Raw genomic sequence first — 21079 nt, forward strand, 5'->3', positions numbered from 1 at the left:
CGACGAACGGGCTCTCCTCGCCAGGCGACGCCTGAGAGCCCGCGGCGGTGCGAGTTGCGGCAGTGGGCCATGCGCCTCGCATGCGACAGCGTGCACTCGGTGCCGGCCACTCTTCGCGGCAGCTGCCGCTTGCCCGTCGATGTCCGCTTCGCAGGCCCCGGCACCGCCGCGGAAGAGGACCGCGATGCACCTCGGCCTCACGAGTCACACGCCGTGGTCGGCGGCCAGGTCCCGTTCGCGGGTTTCTGGGGAGCGGATCACCGCGACGATGGTCACCAGCGAGCACAGGGCCACGTAGATCGAGATCGGCACGGCCGAGCCGAAACCCGCCAGCAGCGCGGTCGCGATGATCGGCGCCAGCGAACCGGCCACGATCGACGCCAGCTGGTAGCCGATCGACGCCCCCGAGTACCGCACGCGGGTGCCGAACAGCTCCGCAAAGAAGGCGGCCTGCGGGCCGTACATCGCGCCGTGGAACACCAGGCCGACGGTGGTGGCGAGGGTGATCACCAGGAACGACCTGGTGTCCAGCATGGTGAAGAACACGAAGGCCCAGAGCCCGGTGCCGACCGCGCCCACCAGGTACACCGGGCGCCGCCCCACCCGGTCCGACAGCGCGCCCCACAGCGGGATGCTGATGAAGTGCACCACCGCGGCGATCAGCGACGCGTTCAGCGCCACCGCCCGCGGCAGCTCCAGGAACGTCGCGACGTAGGTGAGCACGAACGACGTCAGCACGTAGTACACGACGTTCTCCGCGAACCGCGCGCCCATCGCCGTGAGGACCTCGCTGCGGTACCGGCGCAGCACCTCCAGGATCGGCGGCTTGTCCGCCGCGCCCTGCTCGGCCGCCTTGCTCGCCGCCGCCAGGAACACCGGCGACTCCGCGACCGCCAACCGCACCCACAGGCCGATCAGCACCAGTACCCCGGACAGCAGGAACGCGATCCGCCACCCCCAGGCCAGGAACGCCTCGTCGCTCTGCACCGCGGCCAGCACTGCCAGCACGGCCGTGCCCAGCAGGTTACCCAGCGGCACGCCCGCCTGCGGCCACGACGCCCAGAACCCGCGCCGCGCGGCGGAACCGTGCTCGGAGACGATGAGCACCGCCCCGCCCCACTCGCCGCCGATCGCGAAGCCCTGCACCAGGCGCAGCGCCGTCAGCAGCAGCGGCGCGGCCACCCCGATCGACTGGTACGTGGGCAACAGGCCGATCAGGAACGTCGCGCCGCCCATCATGACCAGGCTCAGCACCAGCAGCTTCTTGCGGCCGAGCCGGTCGCCGTAGTGGCCGAACACCAGCCCGCCCAGCGGCCGCGCGACGAACCCGACGGCGTAGGTGATGAAGGCCAGCATGGTGCCCACGAGCGGGTCGTGCGCCGGGAAGAACAGCTTGTTGAACACCAGGGCTGCGGCCGAGCCGTAGAGGAAGAAGTCGTACCACTCGACGGTGGTGCCGACCAGGCTCGCCACCACCACGCGCGCGGTCGAGGACCTGGTCGGAGCTGGTTCGGTTGCCATCGCGGTGTCCTCCCTGCCGTGGGTCATCGGTCCGTGGAGCGCCGGGCCGGGCTCAGTTCGCGGTCCAGCCGCCGTCGATCGAGAACGAGGCGCCGCTGACCGAGTCGGTGCCGGGCCCGCACAGCCACAGCGCGAGGTCGGCCACCTCGGCGGGCTCCACCAGGCGTTTCACCGGGGTCCGGGACAGCAGGACGTCCTCGACCACCTGGGCCTCGGGCACCCGGTGCAGCCGGGCCTGCTCGGCGACCTGGCGCTCCACCAACGGGGTGCGCACGAAGCCCGGGCACAGGCAGTTCGAGGTCACGCCGTAGGCCGCGCCCTCCAGCGCGATCGACTTGGACAGCCCCTCGATGGCGTGCTTGGCGGTCACGTATGCGCTCTTGTACGGCGAGGCGCGCAGGCCGTGCACCGAGGAGATGTTGATGATCCGCCCCCAGCCGCGGCTGTACATGCCCGGCAGCGCGGCGCGCACGATCCGGAACGGCGACTCGACCATCACCCGCAGCATGCTGCTGAAGACGTCGGCCGGGAACTCCTGGATCGGCGCCACGTGCTGCATGCCCGCGTTGTTGACCACGATGTCGGCCCGCCCGCCGAGCTCGGCGGCGGCCTCCGGGTCGTTGAGGTCGACGACCAGCGCTTCCGCGCCGACCTCGGCGGCCAGCGCTTCGACCTTGGCCGCGGCCCGGTCGACGGCGACGACCTCCGCCCCGGCGGCCGCCAACCGCCGCGCCACCGCCGCGCCGATCCCGCTGGCCGCTCCTGTGACCAAGGCCCGCCTGCCCGCCAGCCCCGGGGCGGGCTCAGTGTCGGTTCGATCGGTCGAGCGATCACTCATAGCCTTCAGAACCTAGGCGTGACTCGGGTCTCAATCCAGGGGCAGAGCGCAACCATTTCCGACTCCGCCGACCCCCGGGGCCAGCACGTCAGCCCACCTCCGGGCAGCCCTCCCGCGCGCCGCCGCGGAGATTCAGGGATATCACCCATACCGGGCGGCCCCGGGACAGGGCAGACTGTGCCCATGGTTGCTCTAGTGGCCTTCCTCGTGACCCTCGCCGCCGTGCTCGCCGCCGCCGGGCACGCGGGCTACCTCGCGATGCTGAGCTCCGCGGCGAAGAAGCGGGCTGGCGGCCAGCCGGCCGTCGAGTTCACCAAGAAGCGGCTCCCCGTCGCCGGGGTGGGCCTGGGCGTGACGTTGCTGGCGTTCCTGATCGCCGCGGGCGGCGCCTTCGGCGCGGACATCTTCGCGATGGTCCTCGGCGCGGGCGGCGGCCTCGGCTCGCTCAAGGCGCTGCAGACGTCGCAGAGCCGTTTCCGCAACGGCCAGTACTGATTGATTGGGCCGTTCGGGGGGGCGATCACCCTGCCGAACGGCTTACATCGATCACGCAGAGCACACCAACGACCCCGCTCCGGAGCCTTCCCGCCTGCACCGTAGGCTGTGACCATGACCACTCCGGCGGCCACAGCTGCGGTGTTCGAGCGCGCTCTCGTGGTCACCGCGCACCCCGACGACGTCGACTTCGGTGCTGCCGGCACCGTGGCCTCCTGGGTGGCCGCGGGCGCGGAAATCACCTACTGCATCTGCACCTCGGGTGACGCTGGCGGCTTCGACGACACGCCGCGCGAGGACGTGCCCCGCCTGCGGCAGGACGAGCAGCGGGCCGCCGCGGCGGCCGTCGGCGTCACCGACGTGCGCTTCCTCGACCGCCAGGACGGGCAGGTCGTCGCGGACCTCGGGCTGCGCCGCGACATCACGAGGGTGATCCGCGAGGTCCGGCCGCACCGGGTGGTCACGCACTCCCCGGAGATCAACTGGGCGCACCTGGCCGTGTCGCACCCGGACCACCGCGCGGTCGGCGAGGCCGCGCTGGCCGCCGTCTACCCGGACTCCCGCAACGCCTTCGCCTTCCCCGAGCTGCTGGCGGCCGGGCTCGAACCGTGGACCGTCAGCCAGCTGTGGATGTCGGAGTCCCCCGACGAGCGGGTCAACCACGCGGTCGACATCACCGACCACTTCGACGCCAAGCTCGCCGCGCTGGCCGCGCACCGCTCGCAGACCGCGCACCTCGCCGACCTGGCGGGCATGATCACCCGGCACCTGTCCCGGACGGCCGAGCGGCACGGCATGCCGGGCCGGTTGGCCGAAGCGTTCCACGTAGTCGACACGGCGTGACTCCCCGCGAGTCGCAGGAAGTCGAGACCTCCGATGCACAGCGGCAGAACCCTCGGCTGGAGCGGCCAGCTCGACTGGCCGCCCGCTCCGGAGCCGACCCTCGGTCGGCACCGCAAGACCTGCACGGCGGCCAGTTGGACGCCCCGCGCCGCGAGCCCGCGAGCGCTCGACCCGGTGGTGGACACCGCGCCGGTCGGCGGGCTGCACAAGTTCGACCTGGGGATGGTGCCCGCCTCGGTCACCCCGCCGCGCAGCTGGCGGCAGGCGGCGTGGTTCGCGATCGCCTCGTCGGCGGCGGCGCTGGGCGGGCTGGTGCTGGTCACCTCGATGCTGGCGGGCAGCACGACGACGGTCGAGGGGCTGGACCTGCCGGGGATGCCGCGCGGTGGGGAGTACCCGCCGCTGTTGCCGGACGGGGACCGGGACCGCTACTTCCTCACCGGCGACCCGACGCGACCGGAGGCGGTGCGCCCGACCGGCTCGGTGCGGCCGCTGGCCCCCACCAGCGGGACGGCTCCGGCGCCGGACACGAGCGCGGTCGCCGGACCGCCGGAGGAGGGCACCGGGACGGCCGCCCCGACCCCGCCCACCACGACCACGCGCCCGCCCACCACGGAGATGCCGCAGCTGCTGTCGTTCACCGACACCGAGGGGATGAAGCAGCGCAGCGACGACTACTTCGCCGCCATCGGGCGCGGTGACCTGCGCGCGGCCTACGAGCTGACCACCGGGCGGCTGCGCGACGAGGGCTACGAGGCCTTCGCCGCCCGGTACTCCGGCGCCACGTCGGTCGAGGTCGTCGACGTCTACGTCACCCCGACCAGCACGGTGCACACGCTGCGGGTGACCGCGCCGGACGGCTCGGTACAGACCCACCGGCGCGAGCTGCGCTACGCCCGGGGCGAGAAGCCGCTGATCGCCTCGGACACGCGGGTCTCCTGACGGTCACGGAAGGTGCTCGCCGTTGCTCCGTTCGGTGAGAGCATCCGTCCCTTCCGGTGAACTCGGCGGAAGTTCTTCCCGCGCGGGCATGCACCGGGGTACGTGTTCACGGCGTGGAAACCCCCTCGTCCGGCCGTCGGCGCGACCACCAGGCCCCGGACTCGATCAGCGTCGCCGAGCTGATCCGCCGCACCCCGCTCTCGATCAGGCACGAGCGGCTCGCCGACGAGCTCCAGCCCGACGACGGGGCGGCGGGCACCCCGCCACTGGCCGGTCGGATCGCCTTCGGCACGCTGGGTGTGCTGCTGGCGCTCGGGGCGGCGGCCGTCACCTCGACGATCGTCGCGCAGCCCGCCACCGCACCCCGCCCGGCCGCGACCGCGCCGATCGCGGGTGGGTTCGCGCTCCGGCCGGACCTGGTGCGGGACGCGCGCTGGCCGTTCGCGGGCAACGGCGGCTTCGCCGAGTCCGCTCCGGGCGAGAACGCCGCCGAGCACCCGGGGGTGCCGCAGCCGATGACCGCCAACCCGCAGGCTGGCAGCGGCAAGTCGGCGCGCGACGTGGTCGAGGAGTTCTATCGCCGGCTGCCGGGCAACGCGGGCGGCGCGCTGGCGCTGGTGGCCCCCGAGCTGGTCGCCGGGCAGCAGACCTCGCTGGTGCGCGCGTGGCGGGAGGCTGAGTCGGTGCGCGTGGACCCCGATGTGCAGGTCGAGCCGGGCGGGACCGTGCTGGCCGAGGTCACCGTGCTGTACCCGGCGGGCGACCGCGTCGACCTGCACCAACGGCTGACCGTGGAGTCCGACTCCACCCCGCGGATCACCAGCGTCGAGCTGCTGCGCGCCAAGCACACCGGATCGCGCTGAGTCACCGGTCGGCTCCGCTGGAGACAACAATGCGGCAACGACCGGTGGCCGCCGGGATGCCGCGGGGCGGACCGGGGCGAACCGGACAGCGCGGATCCGGCCCCCGGCAACCCACTGGACCGGTCCCCGGAACGGGTGCCGCACCGGGTCCGCCACGACCAACATCACCTGCGCAAACGGCTGTGAGACGCGACCCGTTCGGGCGACCGGCGCGGGCTCGGCGCGTAACGTCGGGAAAGGTTGCGCAGATCTTTTCCAGTTCGGACCTACGCCGATTCGGCGTCGGCTAGGCTCCCGTAGCGCGGTTCGGTCACCGGCCCATCCGGCCAACCCGGTCCGCGCTGAGAACGTGTACATGTCGGAGGACCGGAGCCGGTCCGCCAAATCCGCCGATGTCCGGTGGGACGCGTGCCGGGGCCAGGGTCCTGGGTGCTCGTGGATCCCGCTGGGCATCGATAGCAGTACGGGGAGACGTCGGTGAGCGACGAAGGTCGCCTGGTCGCCGGACGCTACCGAGTGCAGCGACGCATCGGCAGTGGCGCGATGGGCGTGGTGTGGGAGTGTGTGGACGAACGCCTGCACCGCACGGTCGCGGTCAAGCAGTTGCTCCTGCAGCCCGGATTGGATCCGGGTGAGGCCGAGGAAGCGCGGCAGCGGGCTATGCGGGAAGGCCGGATCGCGGCCCGACTCCAGCACCCGAACGCCATCTCGGTCTACGACGTGGCTGAGGACGAGGGTCAGCCGGTCCTGGTCATGGAGTACCTGCCCTCCACCAGCCTCGCGGCGATGATGTCCGAGCACGGGCCGCTGCCGCCGCGCGAGGTGGCGCGGATCGGCGCTCAGGTCGCCTCGGCGCTCGGTGCCGCGCACGCGGCGGGCGTGGTGCACCGCGACATCAAGCCGGGCAACATCCTGCTCGGCGACAACGGCGACGTGAAGATCACCGACTTCGGCATCTCGCGGGCGCAGGGCGACGTGCAGGTCACCAAGACCGGCATGCTCGCGGGCACCCCCGCCTACCTGTCGCCGGACGTGGCGATGGGCCAGGAGCCGACGCCCGCCTCGGACGTCTTCTCGCTCGGCGCGACGCTGTACGCCGCGATCGAGGGCCACCCGCCGTTCGGCCTGAACGAGAACACCCTCGCGCTGCTGCACGCGGTGGCCGCGGGCAGGGTCGAACCGCCGCAGCAGGCCGGGCCGATGACCCACCCGCTGCTGGCGATGATGGCCAACCGCGTCGAGGACCGGCCGGACATGGCGCAGATCCGGGAGATGCTGCAGGCGGTGGCCGACGGCGGGTCGGCGAGCTCGATCCCGACCATGGCCGCGCCGATCCCGCCCGCGCTGGCGCCGGAACCCGGCCCCGAGCAGCCGACCAGCGTGGTCGGCCAGGACGGCGGCACCGCGGTCGCCTACTACGAGGACGACCCGTACTCGGAGCGGCCGTACGAGGACGCCACCTCGTACATGGGCGCGGACACCCGCGGTGACGCGGCGATCTACGAGCAGCCGCGCAAGAGCAAGCGGCCGGTGGTGATCTCGGGCATCGCGCTGGTCGCGGTCGCGGTGATCGCCGTGCTGGTGACCTCGGCGCTGATGAACAACCAGCAGCCGGAGCAGACGGGCAACGTCCCGACCAGCGAGCAGGCCCCGCCGATGCTGCCGCCGCCCACCGAGACGACCAGCGAGGACGTGGCGCCGACCACGCAGTACGATCCGCCCACCTCGGAGCCGGAGGAGCCGACCTCCGAGGAGAAGACGACGACCTCGGAGAAGACCACCACCTCGGAGAAGACCACCACCACGCAGAAGCCGACGTCGGCCACGTCCGAACCGGACGAGGAGGAACCGACCACGCAGCCCTCCGACTCCGACTCGGGGTCGGGCTCGGGCTCCGGCTCGGGCAACTGAGGCAGAACGCGACTACCAGCACCGGCCGGGGCGCCTACCACGAGGTGGGCGCCCCGGCCGGTGTTGTTGGTCGCCCCGGTGTGCACCGGCCCGCCGGGTGCCCAGTAACGTTGCACCGTTGGGTGAAGCTGGCCACGGGGGTCCGGTCAGTCCGCAATCGGAATAGGCAGTTCAGGCAGCAGAGCCAGTACCAGGAGAACCGGTGAGCGCCGAAGGTCGTTTGATCGCAGGCCGGTACCGCTTGCAGCAGCAGATCGGCAGCGGCGCCATGGGAGTGGTGTGGCAAGCCGTCGACGAGCGCCTGCACCGCACGGTCGCGGTGAAGCAGCTGCTGCTGCAGCCCGGCTACACCCCCGAGGAGACCGAGGAAGCCCGGCAGCGGTCGATGCGCGAGGGCCGCATCGCCGCCCGCCTGCAGCACCAGAACGCGATCGTGGTGTTCGACGTCGCGGAGGACGAGGGCCAACCGGTGCTGGTCATGGAGTACCTGCCCTCGCAGAGCCTGGCGTCGGTCATCGACGAGCAGGGCGTCCTGCCGCCGCTGCAGGTGGCCCGGATCGGCGTGCAGGTGGCCGGGGCGCTGGCCGCCGCGCACATGGCGGGCATCGTGCACCGCGACCTGAAGCCGGGCAACGTCCTGCTCGGCGACAACGACATCGCCAAGATCACCGACTTCGGCATCTCCCGGGCGATCGGGGACGTCGCGGTGACCAAGAGCGGCATCCTGGCGGGCACCCCCGCCTACCTGGCGCCGGAGGTGGCGCTGGGGCGTGATCCGGCGCCCGCCTCGGACGTCTTCTCGCTGGGGTCGACGCTGTACGCGGCGATCGAGGGCGGCCCGCCGTTCGGCACCGACGAGAACGCGATCAGTCTGCTGCACCGGGTGGCGCGCGGGCACTTCGACCCGCCGCGGCAGGCCGGGCCGATGACGCCTGCGCTGATGCAGATGCTGCGGCCGGACCCGGTGGACCGGCCGACCATGGCACAGGCCCGCGACCTGCTGCAGGCGGTGCTCGACGGCCGCCCGATCCCGAACGCCTCGCCGAGCGCGGGCTGGCAGCGGCCCGCCGCGGTGCCGTCGCACACGCCCCCGGCGGGCACCCGGGTGGGGGCACCGGCCGCGGGCAACCCGCCGACGATGGTCGGGGGCGCGGTCCCGGCCGCCGAGGCCGCCCCGCGGCGCAACTACAAGCAGGCTGCGCTGTGGGTGGTGGCGATCGTGGTCGCGGTGCTCGTGGGGGTGCTCGCCGCGAACGCCTTCGGGGACGACTCCTCGCAGGGGCAGCCGCAACCGTCGCAGCAGCCCGCCCCGCAGACCGAGGCGGTGCCGACCACGTCGGCAGCTCCGACGACCACCGCCGCGACCACCACGAGCAAGGCACCGCCGACCACCACGACGACCACCACGACGGCGAAGCAGCCGTCGGCGGAGGAGGTGGTGTCCGTGGTGGAGCGGTACTACTCGCTGGTGCCCAAGAAGCTGGACCAGTCCTGGGAGCTGCTCGGCCCGAAGCTGCAGGAGCAGGGCAAGGACAGCTACGAGTCGTTCTGGGAGAGCATCGACAACGTGAAGATCATCGGCGAGCCGGTCCGCAACGGTTCGAACGTGGTCGTCACGCTCCAGTTCACCAAGGACGGCAAGAAGCTGGTCGAGCAGCACGTCCTCGGCATGGTCACCACCTCGGACGGCAAGCCGCTGATCAACACCGACCGCCGGAACTGACGGCGCACCGCCGTCCACAGTGGATCGGCGGTGCGCTCCGACCCCCACCACCGACCGCAGCGCTGCGGCAGCTGCCGGGCTCTACCACGCCGGAATCCGCCGCAGCGGTGTGCGGCTGCCGCGCTCAGCGGTGGCGCGTGCCGTCCAGCCCGCACCGGAAGTCGATCGCCAGCCACGACGCGGCGAGGCGGGCTCCCTGCGCCAGTGACCCAGCGAGGAGCCACGCGGGCGAGCTGCGGCGGCACCACTGGTCGCTGCGCACGTTCAGCGCCGCCGACCGGTGCCTGGGCACGGACGAGGAGCGCTGGCCGCAGCTGGTCTCCCAGCCGCTGACCGAGCTCGCCGACCGTTGGCAAAATTTGTGAACTGTTCACATTCCCTTCGCCCTTTGCCCCAAACGGCCCAGCCCAGTCCTTGGGACAGCGGGCACACTCCCCGGTGGACTTGGACCAAGGGGGAATCCGTGCCTGTTCATGACTTCGACCTCAACGATCCGACGATCTCCGCCGCCGAAGGCGATGCCGAGCTGGCCGCGCTGCGCGCGGGCTGTCCCCTCGCGCAGCTGCCCGCCATGACCAGCCACCCCGACCGGCCGGTCTTCGTGGCGACCAGCGACGAGGCCGTGCGCGCCGTGGTCGCCTCCTCCGATCTCAGCGCGCTCACCGAGCACTCCGGCACTGCCCAGCTCGCGGACCGGGGCGAAGCCGCCCCGTCCCCGGCACTGCTGTTCGAGCACGACGGCAACGAGCACCTCGACCACCGCCGGGCGCTGATCCCCCTGCTGGGCCCCCGCGCGGCGCGCGCCTGGGAACCCCGGGCCCGCGAGCTGGCCGCCGAGCGCGTGCGCACCCTGCGCCCCCGGGGGCAGTGCGACGCCGTCCCGGAGATCGCCGCCCATGTGACGTGGCAGCTCACCGGGGCGCTGCTGGGCATCCCGGCCGGGCAGCAGGCGCAGTTCACCGAGTTGGCGGGCAAGACCTTCGCCAGCCCGGACAACACCGAGGCGGAAGCCGCCTTCGACCAGCTGCTGCTCGACCACATCGCGCACCTGCGCCGCGACCCCGGGGACGACGTCATCAGCGCCATGCTGCCGCTGCCCGCGGCCGAGGACACCGCCGCACTGCGCCGCTACGCCAAGATCATCTCCGCGGCCTCCTCGCTGACCACCGTCGACACCCTGGCCAACGCCCTGCTGCACCTGGCCCAGGACCCGGCGCTGGCCGACCAGGCGCGCACCGACCCGGCGGTCCTGGTGCCGCTCACCGACGAGATCGTCCGCACCCAGCCCGCCGCCCCGCACACCGGTCGCCGCACCACCACCGACACCGTCCTGGCCGGGCAGCCCGTCCCGGCTGGGGCGACGGTCGTGCTGTCCTGGCGAGCGGCTGCCACCGACCCGGCGGTGCACGACGCCCCCCAGGAGGTGCGCCTGGACCGCCGCCTCGGCGATCACGCCGGGTGGGGTCGCGGCCCGCACCGCTGCATCGGGCGGGAGCTGGCGATGGTGACGGTCCCGGCGGTGCTGGAGGAGGTCCTGCGCGGGCTTCCCGACCTCGCCCTCGGCGGTGTGGTCCACCGCCGCAACGGCTACCAGAACATCCCGCACCTGCCACTGCGCTGGACCCCCTGACCGGCGCGTCCAGCGCCCCACACCCCCACGCGGGCACCGATCAGAAAACGAAACCGGGGGCGGCACTCCCCTGCTCCCAGCAACTGCTCCACCGACTCGCTATGCATGGACGAGAAGCAACGCCCCACCGGGAGAACCGCGAGTTCCGTCGAGGGGATCTCACCGGACCCGCACAGGCGAGTCGCCGAATGATTCACAGTTTCAACTGAAACTGTAACCCCTGATGAGTGCCGAAACCGCTTCCACCGGCACCCAACGCCGATCGCGGGCGCCGATGGAGGACGCCCTTCCCCGGCTGGACCGGTGAAGGGTGCCTTCACTTCGGGTGCACAAGAGTGGTGATGCGTCGCCGGAGGGGCGGGGGACGGTTACAGTTTCAACTGAAACTGTAACCACCGGTGTGTCGGGCACCCGACACGCCGGTGATGCGTCGGGACACCCTCGGGGAGATCACCTCGTTGAAACCGGATGTGCGACTTCAATGGAACTCGCGGTTTCCTCATCCGGACGGGGCACTCGAACTGCTATGCTCTGTAGCATGTCGACGTCGCGACGCGGCCTCGCCGCCCACTTCGGACCGCTGGAACTGGCGATCCTGGAAGTGCTCTGGGGTGGCGACGAGATGGATGTGGCCGAATGCCTCCGGCGGCTGCGCGGGAACCAGGCCTACACCACGGTGAAGACGGTGATGGAGCGCCTTGTCGTCAAGGGGTTGCTGGCGCGGCGCAAGGAAGGCCGCCAGTACGTGTACTGGCCCACCCGACCCCGCGCCGAGGTCGAGCAGGAGGTGGCGGCCGAGCAGGTCCGGCAGCTGGTGGACGGGTTCGGCGACCTCGCGGTGACCCACTTCGTCCAGGCGGTTCGCGACGACACCGACCAGCTCGCGCAGGTGCGCGCGCTGCTGGCGGCGATCGAGGACGAGCCGGGCGCTGCGGGGGGTTCGCGGTGAGCACCGACCTGCTGGGCTACCCGCAGATCGTGGTGACGGTCTGGGGCCCGCTGGCGGCGATCGCCCTGTGGCACGCCACGCGGCCCCTCACCCGCCGCCTGCCGCCGCGAGAGCGGTTCGTCCTCGCCGTGCTCACCGCCATGACTCCGCTGCTGGCGATGTCGGTGCCGTACCTGCCGGGCAGCCCCGCGCGGGACCTGCCGTGGCGGGCGCCGCACGCCTGGGGCATCACCAACTACGTCTTCCCCATCGACCCGCAGGACGTGGTCGCCACCGCGAGCGCGTACGTCTTCCACGCGGTCTGGGTGTTGCCGTTCGCCTCGCTGGCCGTGTCGTTCGCGGCCGGGGCGGTGCAGGTGGTCCGCACCGCGCGGCGGGTCGCCGCGCTGGCGCCGGAGCGGCGCGGCGAGGTGTGGCTGGTGCGGTCCGACCGGTTGGGGGTGGCGTGCACCGTCGGGTTGCTGCGGCCGCGCATCCTCCTCGGTTCGGGGGTGCCGCCCGCGCACGCGCCCGCGATCATCGCGCACGAGCGCGTGCACGCGGCAGCCCGCCATCCACTGTGGATATTCCTGGCCACCTGCTCGCTGCGGGCGTGGTGGTGGCTTCCCGGGTGGCGCGCGGTGCTGGCCGAAGCTCGGCTCGCGGCCGAGCTTCGGGCGGACCAGGGGGCCCGCGAAGCGCAGGGAGCTGGCGCCGTGGCCAAGGCCCTGCTCGCCCACCTCGACGTGGCCGCCAGTCCTGCCGTGGCCAGCAGCACCTTCGCCGCCCGGAACACCGAATTCGTGCACCGGGCACGCGCCCTGGCCACGCCGCCGCGCGACGTTCCGGCTGCGCAGCTGTGGTCGGCCCGGGTGACCGGCGGGCTGGCCATCGCACTCGTGATCATCCTGCTGTGAGCTGAGCACCACCGCCGCGCAGCCGTCCTGCACCTCGAATTGCTACACGGTGTAGCAGAGAAGGAGAAGAGCATGCACCCCCACGAAGTCCCCGTGCTCAGCACCGCGGGGCTGTCCAAGGTGTTCGGCCGCACCCCAGCGGTCAAGTCCGTCGACCTCCACGTGCGCCCGGGCCGGATCTACGGCCTGCTCGGGCCGAACGGCGCGGGCAAGTCCACCACGCTCAAGATGGTCCTCGGGCTGCTGCCGCCCAGCTCGGGCCGGGTCCAGCTGTTCGGGCGGCCGTGGAGCCGACAGGCCCTGTCCCGCGTCGGGGCGAGCATCAACGGCCCCAGCTTCTACGGGCACCTGTCCGCGCGGCAGAACCTCCTGGTCCACGCACACCTGCTCGGCGTGTCCGGAGCCGAGGTCGACCGGGTGCTGGCCGCCGTCGACCTGCACGACTCCGGCCGTAAGAAGGTTAAGAGCTTCTCCGTCGGGATGCAGGGGCGCCTGGCGCTGGCGATGGCGATGCTGGGCGACCCGGAACTGCTCGTGCTGGACGAGCCGCAGAACGGCCTCGATCCCGGGGGAACGGCGACGCTGCGCGCGATGCTGCGGCGCTTCACCCAGACCGGGCGGACCATCGTGCTCTCCAGCCACCTGCTGTCCGAGGTCGCCACCCTCGCCGACGACATCGGGTTGATCGCCGCAGGCCAGCTGCGCTACCAGGGCGACGTCGCCGGGTTCGCGCCGGACGGCGACCTGGAGCGCGCCTACTTCTCGCTGACCAGCGGGGTGCGGGCATGACGACCACCGGACTGCCCCGCACCCTCCGCGCCGAGTTCGCCACCTGGCGACGCAGCGCGGTGGCCCGCCTACCGCTGAGCGGCTTGGCGTTCGGCCTGGTCGCCATCGCGCTGTTCTTCGCGGTCGGGACCGAGCGCTCCTCGGCTGGTGCGCTCGGCTTCCAGAACCTGTGGGCGGTGTTCACCGGGCCGATGCTCACCGCGCTGCTCGTGGCCACCACGGCGCGCATCGAACACGCCTCCCGAGGCGGCGGGACCTGGTACCGCCCGGTGCGCCCGGGTTTGCGGCGGCTGAGCCGGTTCACCGTCCTGGCCACCCGGTCGCTGCTGTTGAACGCGCTCGCCGTGCTCCCGCTGGTGCTGCTCATCGGCGCGCTGACGGACCCGACCTCGATCCCCTGGGGCCGCACGGCCGCGATCACCACCGTGCTCTGGGCATCGCAGCTCGGCCTGCTGTCACTGCTGCTGTGGCTGTCGCTGCACGTGGGTTGGCTGGTGGTGCTCGGCGCTGGTCTGGTGTGGACAGTCATGGGCGTGGCGCTCGCCGAGTCGCCGTCCTGGGCGCTGTTCCCGCCCGCCTGGCTCATCCGGGGCGTGCTGCCGCTGATCGGCACGCACGCCAACGGCATCGCGCTGGAGCCGGGCGCCGCCCTCGCCGCCACGTCGCCGTGGCCACCCACGCTGCTCGGCGCGGCGTTGGCGGTGCCCTTCCTACTGCTGCCCCGCCTCCACCCGGCGACGTCCCGGGTCCCGCGGTCCAAGGCCGAACCGCAGGTCCGCCGGGCGGACGCGGAAGCGGAACGCCCCGGCCAACACCGCACCCTGGCAGCGGTGGCGGTGGTCCTGCGCGGCACCGCACTGCGGTGGCTGTGCCCGGCGGCCGTCGGGCTGATCGGGGTGTGGTTGACCTGGCACGACCCGGCCCGCAGCGTCGAGCTGCTCACCCTGGTCGTGCTGCCGATCGGCACCCTGGTGCTGGGCTTGCTCGCCTGGTACGCCTGCGCCCCGGGCTGGCGGGCCGTCGCGACCCGTGCGACCGGCACCACCAAGCCCGCCCTCGCGCTGACCGGTGCCGCGATCGCCACCACCGTAGCGGTGTCGGTGGCCAGCGCAGCGGTGTACCTGGTCGCGGGCCTGCCACTGGCTGACGCCGGTTCGGTCGCGCTCACCAGCACCGCGGTCGGTGCGATGCTCACCGCGTTCAGCCTCTGGCTGGCCATCCGCGCCCCGTTCCCGGTCGCGGTGACCACCGGGGTCGTCGGGGTCCTGGCCGGGATCCTGGTCGGCGGCACCGACCTGCAGCGGACGCTGTGGCCGTTCGTCCCGTGGGCGTGGGCGGACCTGCTCGACCCGGGCCTGGTGCTGATCACCGTCCCGGTCTCCACCGCGGTCGCCACCGCCTTCGGGTTCGCCATCGTCGGCGCGGCTCGGCGGGCCGCCAGCCGTTGATCAGCTCGCCACCTCGTGCAGGGTGGCGAGCAGGGACCGGGTGGCGGGGCGGTCGGCGACGGCTTCGCGGACCGCCGCGTACAGGCGGCGGACCGGTTCCGGTCGGCGGACTGCCCGGACCACCACCCCCGGGTGCACCACGTCGAGGCCCAGGCGCGGCACCAGCGCCACGCCCAGCTCCGCGGCGACGAAGCCCTGCGTGGAGTAGCTCCCGTCGGTCTCCAGCGCCACCTTCGGCTTGAACCCGGCGCTGGCGTAGGCCTCCTGGAGCAGCTGGGCGCAGATGTCGTCGCTGGTCACCGCGCTGTTCACCCACGGCTCCGCGGCCAGCTGCGCCAGGTCGATGCTGTCCTGCCCGGCCATCGGGTGGTTCTTCGGCAGCACCACCCGGTACGGGTCGTCGGCGAGGTGCACGAACCGCACGCCGCGCCGCTCGGGCACCCGGCTGCCGACCACCACGATCGCCACGTCCGACTCGCCCGCGACCAGGTCGTCGACCAAGCCCACCTCCTGCATCCGCAGGTCCAGCTGCACCTCCGGGTGCTCGGCGCGGAACTTGGCGACCGCGGCCGGGATCAGCCCGACCGAGGCGGTGTGGAAGAACCGCACCCGGAGCAGGCCGGTGCGCCCGGCGCGGATGTCGGCCAGCTCGACCTCCGCGCTGCTGAGCAGTTCGGAGATCTGCCCGGCCCGCTCCGCCAGCAGCAACCCGGCCGGGGTCGGCTTGAGCCCGCGGCCGACCTTCTCCAGCAGCGGCACGCCCGCTTCCCGCTCCAGCGTGGACAGCTGCTGGCTGATCGCCGACGGGGTGTAGCCGAGGTTCGTCGCGGCGGCGCTGACCGATCCGCTGGTGACCACGGCGCGCAGGACCTGCATGCGGCGTACGTCCAACATGCCCCCAACACTACAGCAGTGCTGAAGCGTTGGTTGAGTTTATTTCACTTGTGCTTACGGCCGATCTGGCGGAACGTGGGAGTCGAGCGGTCGGTTCGGCCACCACCGAAGCGTCCCCGACCTACCGTCCCGGCGAATCCGCGAAACCCGGAGAGGCCATGAACAACCCGACGAACTACGCCCGGCTCGCCGCGCTGGCGCTGCTGTGGGGATCCAGCTTCCTGCTGATCAAGCTGGCCCTGGCGGCGCTCGCGCCCACGCAGATCGCGCTGACCCGCATCGTGCTCGGCGCGCTGGTGCTGCTGGTGCTGTGCGCGGCACGCGGGTTGCGGGTCAGCCGCGACCGCGTGGTCTGGCGGCACGTCGCGGTCGCCGCGCTGTTCGGCAGCACGCTGCCGTGGGTCCTGTTCGGCATCGGCGAGCAGACGGTGGATTCCGGGCTGACCGGGGTACTGAACGCAACTACTCCACTGTGGACAGTGTTGTTCGGGGTGCTGGTGACCCGCCAGGCGCCACCACCGGCCCGGCTCGGCGGGTTGCTGCTCGGCTTCCTCGGCGTGCTGCTGATCTTCGCGCCGTGGCAGGGCGCCGACATGCTCAGCTGGGGCGTGCTCGCCTGCCTCGGCGCGGCGGTCAGCTACGGGGCCGCGTACGTCTACATCGGGCGGAAGCTGACCGGTCAGCATGGCCCGCCACCGCTGGTGCTCGCCGCGATGCAGATGATCGCAGCCACCGGGTACGCCGTCGTGGCGCTGCCGCTGGACGGGCTGCGCCCGGTGCACTGGGACCCGCTCGCGCTGGTCTCGGTCACGGTGCTGGGCGTCTTCGGCACCGGGCTGGCGTTCGCGCTGAACTACCGGATCATCAGCGACGAAGGTGCCACCACCGCTTCGACGGTGACCTACCTGATGCCGATCGTCTCGGTCCTGCTCGGCTGGTGGCTGCTCGACGAGGGGCTCGGCCTGCGGATCCTGCTGGGCATGGCGGTCGTGCTCATCGGCGTGCTGCTGACCCGCCGCTCACCCACCCCAACCCACCCGGAGGAGACGATGTCCGACGCAACCCGCACCGAATCCGCGCCGGTCGAGCAGCAGCTGCCGCCGATCGACCCGCCGAAGGGCTGGGCCCGGCTGCAGCTGGCCCTGATGCGCGGCTCCCAGATCTACGCCGAGCTGGCCACCAACCACCCGATGAAGTGAGGCGTCACGCCGGCTGGTCGTCGCGGGTCCGCGCGGCGGCCGGTCCGGCGTGCAGGGCCTCCAAGCTCCGCCCCGCGGTGCGCAGCCCCAGCAGCGCGAGCACCAGGGCGCCCACCAGCAGCAGGCCGCACAGCACCGCGAACACACCGGCGAACCCGAGGTCGTCGTGCAGGTAGCCGATGCCCACCGGCGCCATGATCGCCCCCACCCGCGCGCACGCGCTGGCCAGCCCCATCCCGGTCGCCCGGAACTCCGTCGGGTAGATCTCCGAGGTGTAGGCGTAGAGCGGCCCGGCGACGCCGTTCATGAAGAACGAGAGCGCGACGACGAAGCAGAAGATCGCCAGCTCGTGCTCCGCGGTGGCCAACCCGGCCGCGCAGGCGATGGAGCCACCCAGGAACGCCACGATCGTCCACTTCCGGTCGATGCGCTCGCTGATCGCGGCCGCCAGGTAGTAGCCGGGGATCTGGGCGACCGCGCTGGCCAGCGCGAACGAGAAGCTCTTGGTGATCGTGAAGCCCTTGAGCACCAGGAGCGTGGGCAGCCAGGTCCCGTAGCCGTAGTGCGCGGCCTGGATGGCGAACCACAGCACGCACACCACGCCGGTGCGCACCGCGAGACCCGGCCCCCACAGCGCGGTGAACTGCCGCAGCACGTTCCGCCGCGGCGCGGGCTCCCCGACCGGCGCGGACACCGCCGGTACCGGCGGCAGCTGTCCGTTGACCGCGGTCTCGCGCTCGAAGCGCTCGACGATCGCGGTGGCTTCCCCGACGCGGCCATGGCTGATCAGGAACCGCGGTGACTCCACCAGGTCCCGGCGCCACCAGAGCAGCAGCAGGACCGGGGCGACGCAGACCAGGCACGCGATGCGCCAGCCCGGCTCCGGGTTCGGGCTGATCACGGTGACCGCGGTCAGCCCGGCCAGGACGTAGCCGAAGCCGAGGAACAGCATCGTGTTGCCGATGTTGCGGCCCCGGTTGCGGGTGGGCAGGAACTCCGAGATGTAGGGCACGATCATGGTGGCCTCGGCGCCCACACCGATCCCGCTGAGCACCCGCCACAGGATCAACTCCCCCGGGCTGGACGCGGTCGCCGCGACGACCGTGAACACCACGTACACCAGCAGCGCGCACATCAGCACGCGCCGCCGCCCGATGCGGTCGGCCAGCACGCCCGCGACCAGCGCGCCGATCAGGTAGCCGATGAACACCGAGGCCAGCAGCCACCCGGCCAGGCCGGAGCCGACCGACCAGAGCGCGACCACGGCCGAGGCCGCGTAGCCGAGCAGCACGGCGTCGTAGGACTCGAAGAGGTAGCCGAGCCCGCCCTGCAGCATCAGCCTGCGGTGCGGCCTGCCGACCGGCAGCCGGTCCAGGCGGGCGAGCAGTTCCGTACCAGTGGGCTGGGGTGCGGCGGTCACCAGCGCCTCCTTCCATCCGGGTTGCGGCATGGTCGGCGAACTCGGCGCGAGCGTTGTCGGATGTCGGGAAATCCGTCATGATCCCCGGCTGTGGCGCGGAAAACCGTCATGCTCAGCGAGTCCGACCTGGCGCTGGTGAACGCGCTGCAGGTCTGGCCGCGGGCGCCGTGGTCCGCGGTGGCGACCTCGTTGGGCGTCCGGTCGGCGGATGCGGTGGCCCGGCGCTGGGAGCGGCTCGCCGCGCGTGGCGACGCCTGGACGACCGCGTACTTCCGCGCGCTGTCCACCGGCGGCTGCGTCGCGCTGGTGACGGCCCGGTGCCGACCGGGCACCAAGGAGCAGGTGGCGACCACCCTCGCCGCGGACTCCTGCTGCCTCTCCGTGGAGATCACCGCGGGCACGCAGGACCTGCTGCTCACCGTCGCCGCGCAGGACCTGGAGGCGCTCAACCACTACCTGGTGCGGCACGTCGAGCAGGTGCCCGGCCTGACCTCCACCACCACCGCGCTGGTCACCCGGTTCTACAGCGAGGGGGCGAACTGGCGGCTGCACGCGCTGGGCGCTTCCGCGCACGCCGCACTGGACCCCGGCCTCAGCCAGCCGCCCGCGTCGCCGATCGCCGCCACCGGCCTGGACCGGAAGCTGGCGGGCCTGCTGTCCGCGGACGGCCGCACCTCCTACGCCCGGCTCGCCGCGAAAACGGGCACCAGCCAGGCGACCGCCCGCCGCCGGGTCACCGCGATGCTGCGCTCGCGCGTGCTCGCACTGCGCTGCGAGGTGGCCGCACCGCTGGTCGGGCTGCCGGTCACCGCCACCCTGCGGGGGCGGGTCGCCGCCCTGGACGTGGACCGCGTCGGGGCCGGGTTGGCCGGGCTCCCACCGGTCCGGATGTGCGCGGCGGTCACCGGGGAGCACAACCTGGTCGCCACCGCCTGGCTGCCGTCGATCAGCGCGGTCCAGCAGTTCGAGCAGGTAGCGACGCGCAACTTCCCCGCCCTGGAGGTGCACGACACGCTGGTGAACCTGCGGACGGTCAAGCGCATGGGACGCATGCTGGACCGCTCCGGCCGCGCCACCGGCTTCGTCCCGTTGCGCACCTCGGCCTGAGCAACCTCGGTGTCGGGTGGATGTTCAAGCGGCGCAGCCGCTCAACCGGCACCGCTGCGCCAAGCAGATCCACCAGGAACAGGTCACACCAGGCGGCGGTCGGAGGCCCAGCGGGAGAGCTCGTAGCGGTTGGACAGCTGGGTCTTGCGCAGGACGCTGGACACGTGCGTCTCCACCGTCTTCACGGAGATGAACAGCTCCGAGGCGATCTCCTTGTAGGCGTAGCCGCGCGCCAGCAACCGCAGCACCTCGCGCTCGCGGGGCGTGAGCAGGTCCAGCTCGGGATCGCCGACCGGAGCCGAGTTCGGCCCCTCCGAGAAGGCGTCCAGCACGAAACCCGCCAGCCGCGGCGAGAACACCGCGTCCCCGGCGCGCACTCGCACGACCGCGTCGGCCAGCTCCCGGCCGGAGATGGTCTTGGTGACGTAGCCGCGGGCGCCGCCGCGGATCACCGCTATCACGTCCTCGGCGGCGTCGGACACCGACAGCGCCAGGAACACCACGTCCGGCTGCCGCGGGCGGACCTGGCGCAGCACCTCGGCCCCGCCACCGTCGGGCATGTGCACGTCCAGCAGGACCACTTCGGGCTCGTAGTGCGCGATCCCGGCGACCGCTTCGGCGACCGACCCGGCTTCGCCCACCACCTCGACCTGCTCGGCGGCAACGGCCAGTTCCGCGCGCACACCGGTGCGGAACAGCGCGTGGTCGTCGACGAGGAACACCCGGACCCGGTGCGGGGTGGTGGTGTCTTCACCGGTCACGATCAAATCCTCCATCGCTGGGCTCCACCGCAGCGTACGCGAATGTCACGCCGCCCTCGGCATTTCCATCTGCACCTCGGTGCCCTCGCCGGGCGAGGTGCGCACCTTGACCTTCCCGCCATGCCGCTGCATGCGGCCGCGGATCGAATCGGCCAGGCCGTGCCGGTCGGCGGGCACGCTGGCCTGGTCGAACCCGGCGCCGCGGTCGCGGACGAACACCGAGACCTGCGAGGCCTCCACCTCCGCGTACACGCTCACCTCCCCGACCCCGGCGTGCTTGGCCGCGTTGACCACCGCCTCCCGGGCCGCGGCGAGCTGCGCGGACAACCGCTCGTCGAGGTCGCAGTCGCCGACCACGACCTGCTGGACCTTGATCGCGAAGCTGTCCTCGACCTCGCCGCAGATCCGGGCCAGCTCGGCGGCGAGGGTGCCAGCGGGCTTGTCCTCCACAGCCTGCCGCTGCGCGCCGTAGCCGTCTGGCCCGTACAACCAGTTGCGCAGTTCGCGCTCCTGCCCGCGGGCCAGCCGCCGCACCTCGCGCTCGGACTCGGCCTGCTTCTGGATCAGCGCCAACGTCTGCAGCACCGAGTCGTGCAGGTGGGCGGCGATCTCGGCGCGTTCCTGGGAGCGGATCCGGCTGGCCCGCTCGATGTTGAGGTCGCGCACCAGGCGCACCCACCACGGCACCGTCAGCACCGCGACGCCGACCAGCGTCGCGCCCACCGCGAGCAGCGCGAAGCGCACCTCGTCCATCGAGGTCGACCCGGCCAGCAGCATGACGATGCCGACCACGACCAGCGCCGCACCGGCCAGCACCCGGATCAGGGCCGACCGGCCACCGCCACCGTGC

Annotated in this window: 20 protein-coding genes; 14 read left to right on the forward strand and 6 right to left on the reverse strand. The window is 72.5% G+C overall.

What is annotated here, in order from left to right; all coding sequences use genetic code 11:
• Positions 1 to 204 precede the first annotated feature (204 nt).
• Together ABT324_RS30235 and ABT324_RS30240 are read right to left on the reverse strand one after the other, a co-directional pair.
• Positions 205 to 1521, reverse strand: a complete 1317-nt coding sequence (locus ABT324_RS30235; protein WP_351184388.1) for an MFS transporter — start codon at positions 1519 to 1521, stop codon at positions 205 to 207.
• A 52-nt stretch (positions 1522 to 1573) separates the two neighbouring features.
• Positions 1574 to 2359 carry a 3-hydroxybutyrate dehydrogenase gene (locus ABT324_RS30240; RefSeq protein ID WP_351184390.1) on the reverse strand — a complete coding sequence of 262 codons (786 nt, stop codon included), beginning with the start codon at positions 2357 to 2359 and terminating at the stop codon, positions 1574 to 1576.
• A gap of 183 nt (positions 2360 to 2542) precedes the next feature.
• On the opposite strand from ABT324_RS30240, the gene ABT324_RS30245 reads away from it, so the two are divergent.
• From ABT324_RS30245 to ABT324_RS30300, 12 genes are all read left to right on the forward strand, one after another.
• The gene (locus tag ABT324_RS30245; RefSeq protein ID WP_351184392.1) at positions 2543 to 2854 is read left to right on the forward strand and encodes a hypothetical protein; all 312 of its coding nucleotides are present in this window, start codon (positions 2543 to 2545) and stop codon (positions 2852 to 2854) included.
• 114 nt (positions 2855 to 2968) lie between these two features.
• Complete coding sequence (locus ABT324_RS30250; protein ID WP_351184394.1) at positions 2969 to 3697, forward strand: PIG-L deacetylase family protein; 729 nt, start codon at positions 2969 to 2971, stop codon at positions 3695 to 3697.
• A gap of 33 nt (positions 3698 to 3730) precedes the next feature.
• Positions 3731 to 4639 (forward strand): hypothetical protein, encoded by a 909-nt coding sequence (locus ABT324_RS30255; protein ID WP_351184396.1) that lies wholly within the window; start codon positions 3731 to 3733, stop codon positions 4637 to 4639.
• 113 nt (positions 4640 to 4752) lie between these two features.
• On the forward strand, positions 4753 to 5502 hold the full coding sequence (locus tag ABT324_RS30260) for a hypothetical protein (RefSeq protein ID WP_351184398.1): 750 nt from the start codon (positions 4753 to 4755) through the stop codon (positions 5500 to 5502).
• A gap of 477 nt (positions 5503 to 5979) precedes the next feature.
• Positions 5980 to 7413, forward strand: coding sequence for a serine/threonine-protein kinase (locus ABT324_RS30265; protein ID WP_351184400.1), 1434 nt, complete (start codon positions 5980 to 5982; stop codon positions 7411 to 7413).
• Between the two features lie 202 nt (positions 7414 to 7615).
• On the forward strand, positions 7616 to 9136 hold the full coding sequence (locus ABT324_RS30270; RefSeq protein WP_351184402.1) for a serine/threonine-protein kinase: 1521 nt from the start codon (positions 7616 to 7618) through the stop codon (positions 9134 to 9136).
• Between the two features lie 137 nt (positions 9137 to 9273).
• Positions 9274 to 9501, forward strand: coding sequence for a hypothetical protein (locus ABT324_RS30275; protein ID WP_351184404.1), 228 nt, complete (start codon positions 9274 to 9276; stop codon positions 9499 to 9501).
• Between the two features lie 98 nt (positions 9502 to 9599).
• Positions 9600 to 10766: a cytochrome P450 gene (locus ABT324_RS30280; RefSeq protein ID WP_351184406.1), complete on the forward strand. Its 1167-nt coding sequence runs from the start codon at positions 9600 to 9602 to the stop codon at positions 10764 to 10766.
• 538 nt (positions 10767 to 11304) lie between these two features.
• Positions 11305 to 11715 carry a BlaI/MecI/CopY family transcriptional regulator gene (locus tag ABT324_RS30285; protein ID WP_351184408.1) on the forward strand — a complete coding sequence of 137 codons (411 nt, stop codon included), beginning with the start codon at positions 11305 to 11307 and terminating at the stop codon, positions 11713 to 11715.
• Complete coding sequence (locus tag ABT324_RS30290; protein ID WP_351184410.1) at positions 11712 to 12611, forward strand: M56 family metallopeptidase; 900 nt, start codon at positions 11712 to 11714, stop codon at positions 12609 to 12611. The genes ABT324_RS30285 and ABT324_RS30290 overlap by 4 nt, the downstream gene beginning before the upstream one ends.
• 72 nt (positions 12612 to 12683) lie before the next feature.
• Positions 12684 to 13400: an ABC transporter ATP-binding protein gene (locus ABT324_RS30295; protein ID WP_351184412.1), complete on the forward strand. Its 717-nt coding sequence runs from the start codon at positions 12684 to 12686 to the stop codon at positions 13398 to 13400.
• Positions 13397 to 14848 carry an ABC-2 family transporter permease gene (locus ABT324_RS30300; protein ID WP_351184414.1) on the forward strand — a complete coding sequence of 484 codons (1452 nt, stop codon included), beginning with the start codon at positions 13397 to 13399 and terminating at the stop codon, positions 14846 to 14848. Before ABT324_RS30295 ends, ABT324_RS30300 begins: the two co-directional genes overlap by 4 nt.
• Here the strand turns inward: ABT324_RS30300 and ABT324_RS30305 are convergent, their stop codons facing one another.
• Positions 14849 to 15742, reverse strand: a complete 894-nt coding sequence (locus ABT324_RS30305; protein WP_351184416.1) for a LysR family transcriptional regulator — start codon at positions 15740 to 15742, stop codon at positions 14849 to 14851.
• 158 nt (positions 15743 to 15900) lie between these two features.
• On the opposite strand from ABT324_RS30305, the gene ABT324_RS30310 reads away from it, so the two are divergent.
• The gene (locus ABT324_RS30310) at positions 15901 to 16941 is read left to right on the forward strand and encodes a DMT family transporter (RefSeq protein ID WP_351184418.1); all 1041 of its coding nucleotides are present in this window, start codon (positions 15901 to 15903) and stop codon (positions 16939 to 16941) included.
• Between the two features lie 4 nt (positions 16942 to 16945).
• Here the strand turns inward: ABT324_RS30310 and ABT324_RS30315 are convergent, their stop codons facing one another.
• Entirely contained in the window at positions 16946 to 18361 is a 1416-nt protein-coding gene (locus ABT324_RS30315; protein WP_351184420.1) for an MFS transporter, read from the reverse strand.
• A gap of 90 nt (positions 18362 to 18451) precedes the next feature.
• Here ABT324_RS30315 and ABT324_RS30320 point away from each other — a divergent pair, with 90 nt between their 5' ends.
• Positions 18452 to 19468, forward strand: coding sequence for an Lrp/AsnC family transcriptional regulator (locus ABT324_RS30320; protein ID WP_351184422.1), 1017 nt, complete (start codon positions 18452 to 18454; stop codon positions 19466 to 19468).
• An 83-nt stretch (positions 19469 to 19551) separates the two neighbouring features.
• On the opposite strand, the gene ABT324_RS30325 is transcribed toward ABT324_RS30320, so the two are convergent.
• Together ABT324_RS30325 and ABT324_RS30330 are read right to left on the reverse strand one after the other, a co-directional pair.
• On the reverse strand, positions 19552 to 20244 hold the full coding sequence (locus tag ABT324_RS30325; RefSeq protein WP_351184424.1) for a response regulator: 693 nt from the start codon (positions 20242 to 20244) through the stop codon (positions 19552 to 19554).
• Positions 20245 to 20274: 30 nt separating this feature from the next.
• A partial coding sequence (locus tag ABT324_RS30330; RefSeq protein WP_351184426.1) for a sensor histidine kinase occupies positions 20275 to 21079 on the reverse strand: 805 nt, incomplete at its 5' end.

This window comes from Saccharopolyspora sp. NPDC000359, from assembly GCF_040300525.1.
Lineage (GTDB): Bacteria > Actinomycetota > Actinomycetes > Mycobacteriales > Pseudonocardiaceae > Saccharopolyspora.

Coding starts and splice junctions, on each gene's coding strand:
- ABT324_RS30235 (WP_351184388.1), bottom strand. CDS start 1,521: ATGGCAACCGAACCAGCTCCGACCAGGTCCTCGACCGCGCGCGTGGTG.
- ABT324_RS30240 (WP_351184390.1), bottom strand. CDS start 2,359: ATGAGTGATCGCTCGACCGATCGAACCGACACTGAGCCCGCCCCGGGG.
- ABT324_RS30245 (WP_351184392.1), top strand. CDS start 2,543: ATGGTTGCTCTAGTGGCCTTCCTCGTGACCCTCGCCGCCGTGCTCGCC.
- ABT324_RS30250 (WP_351184394.1), top strand. CDS start 2,969: ATGACCACTCCGGCGGCCACAGCTGCGGTGTTCGAGCGCGCTCTCGTG.
- ABT324_RS30255 (WP_351184396.1), top strand. CDS start 3,731: ATGCACAGCGGCAGAACCCTCGGCTGGAGCGGCCAGCTCGACTGGCCG.
- ABT324_RS30285 (WP_351184408.1), top strand. CDS start 11,305: ATGTCGACGTCGCGACGCGGCCTCGCCGCCCACTTCGGACCGCTGGAA.
- ABT324_RS30295 (WP_351184412.1), top strand. CDS start 12,684: ATGCACCCCCACGAAGTCCCCGTGCTCAGCACCGCGGGGCTGTCCAAG.
- ABT324_RS30300 (WP_351184414.1), top strand. CDS start 13,397: ATGACGACCACCGGACTGCCCCGCACCCTCCGCGCCGAGTTCGCCACC.
- ABT324_RS30305 (WP_351184416.1), bottom strand. CDS start 15,742: ATGTTGGACGTACGCCGCATGCAGGTCCTGCGCGCCGTGGTCACCAGC.
- ABT324_RS30310 (WP_351184418.1), top strand. CDS start 15,901: ATGAACAACCCGACGAACTACGCCCGGCTCGCCGCGCTGGCGCTGCTG.
- ABT324_RS30325 (WP_351184424.1), bottom strand. CDS start 20,244: ATGGAGGATTTGATCGTGACCGGTGAAGACACCACCACCCCGCACCGG.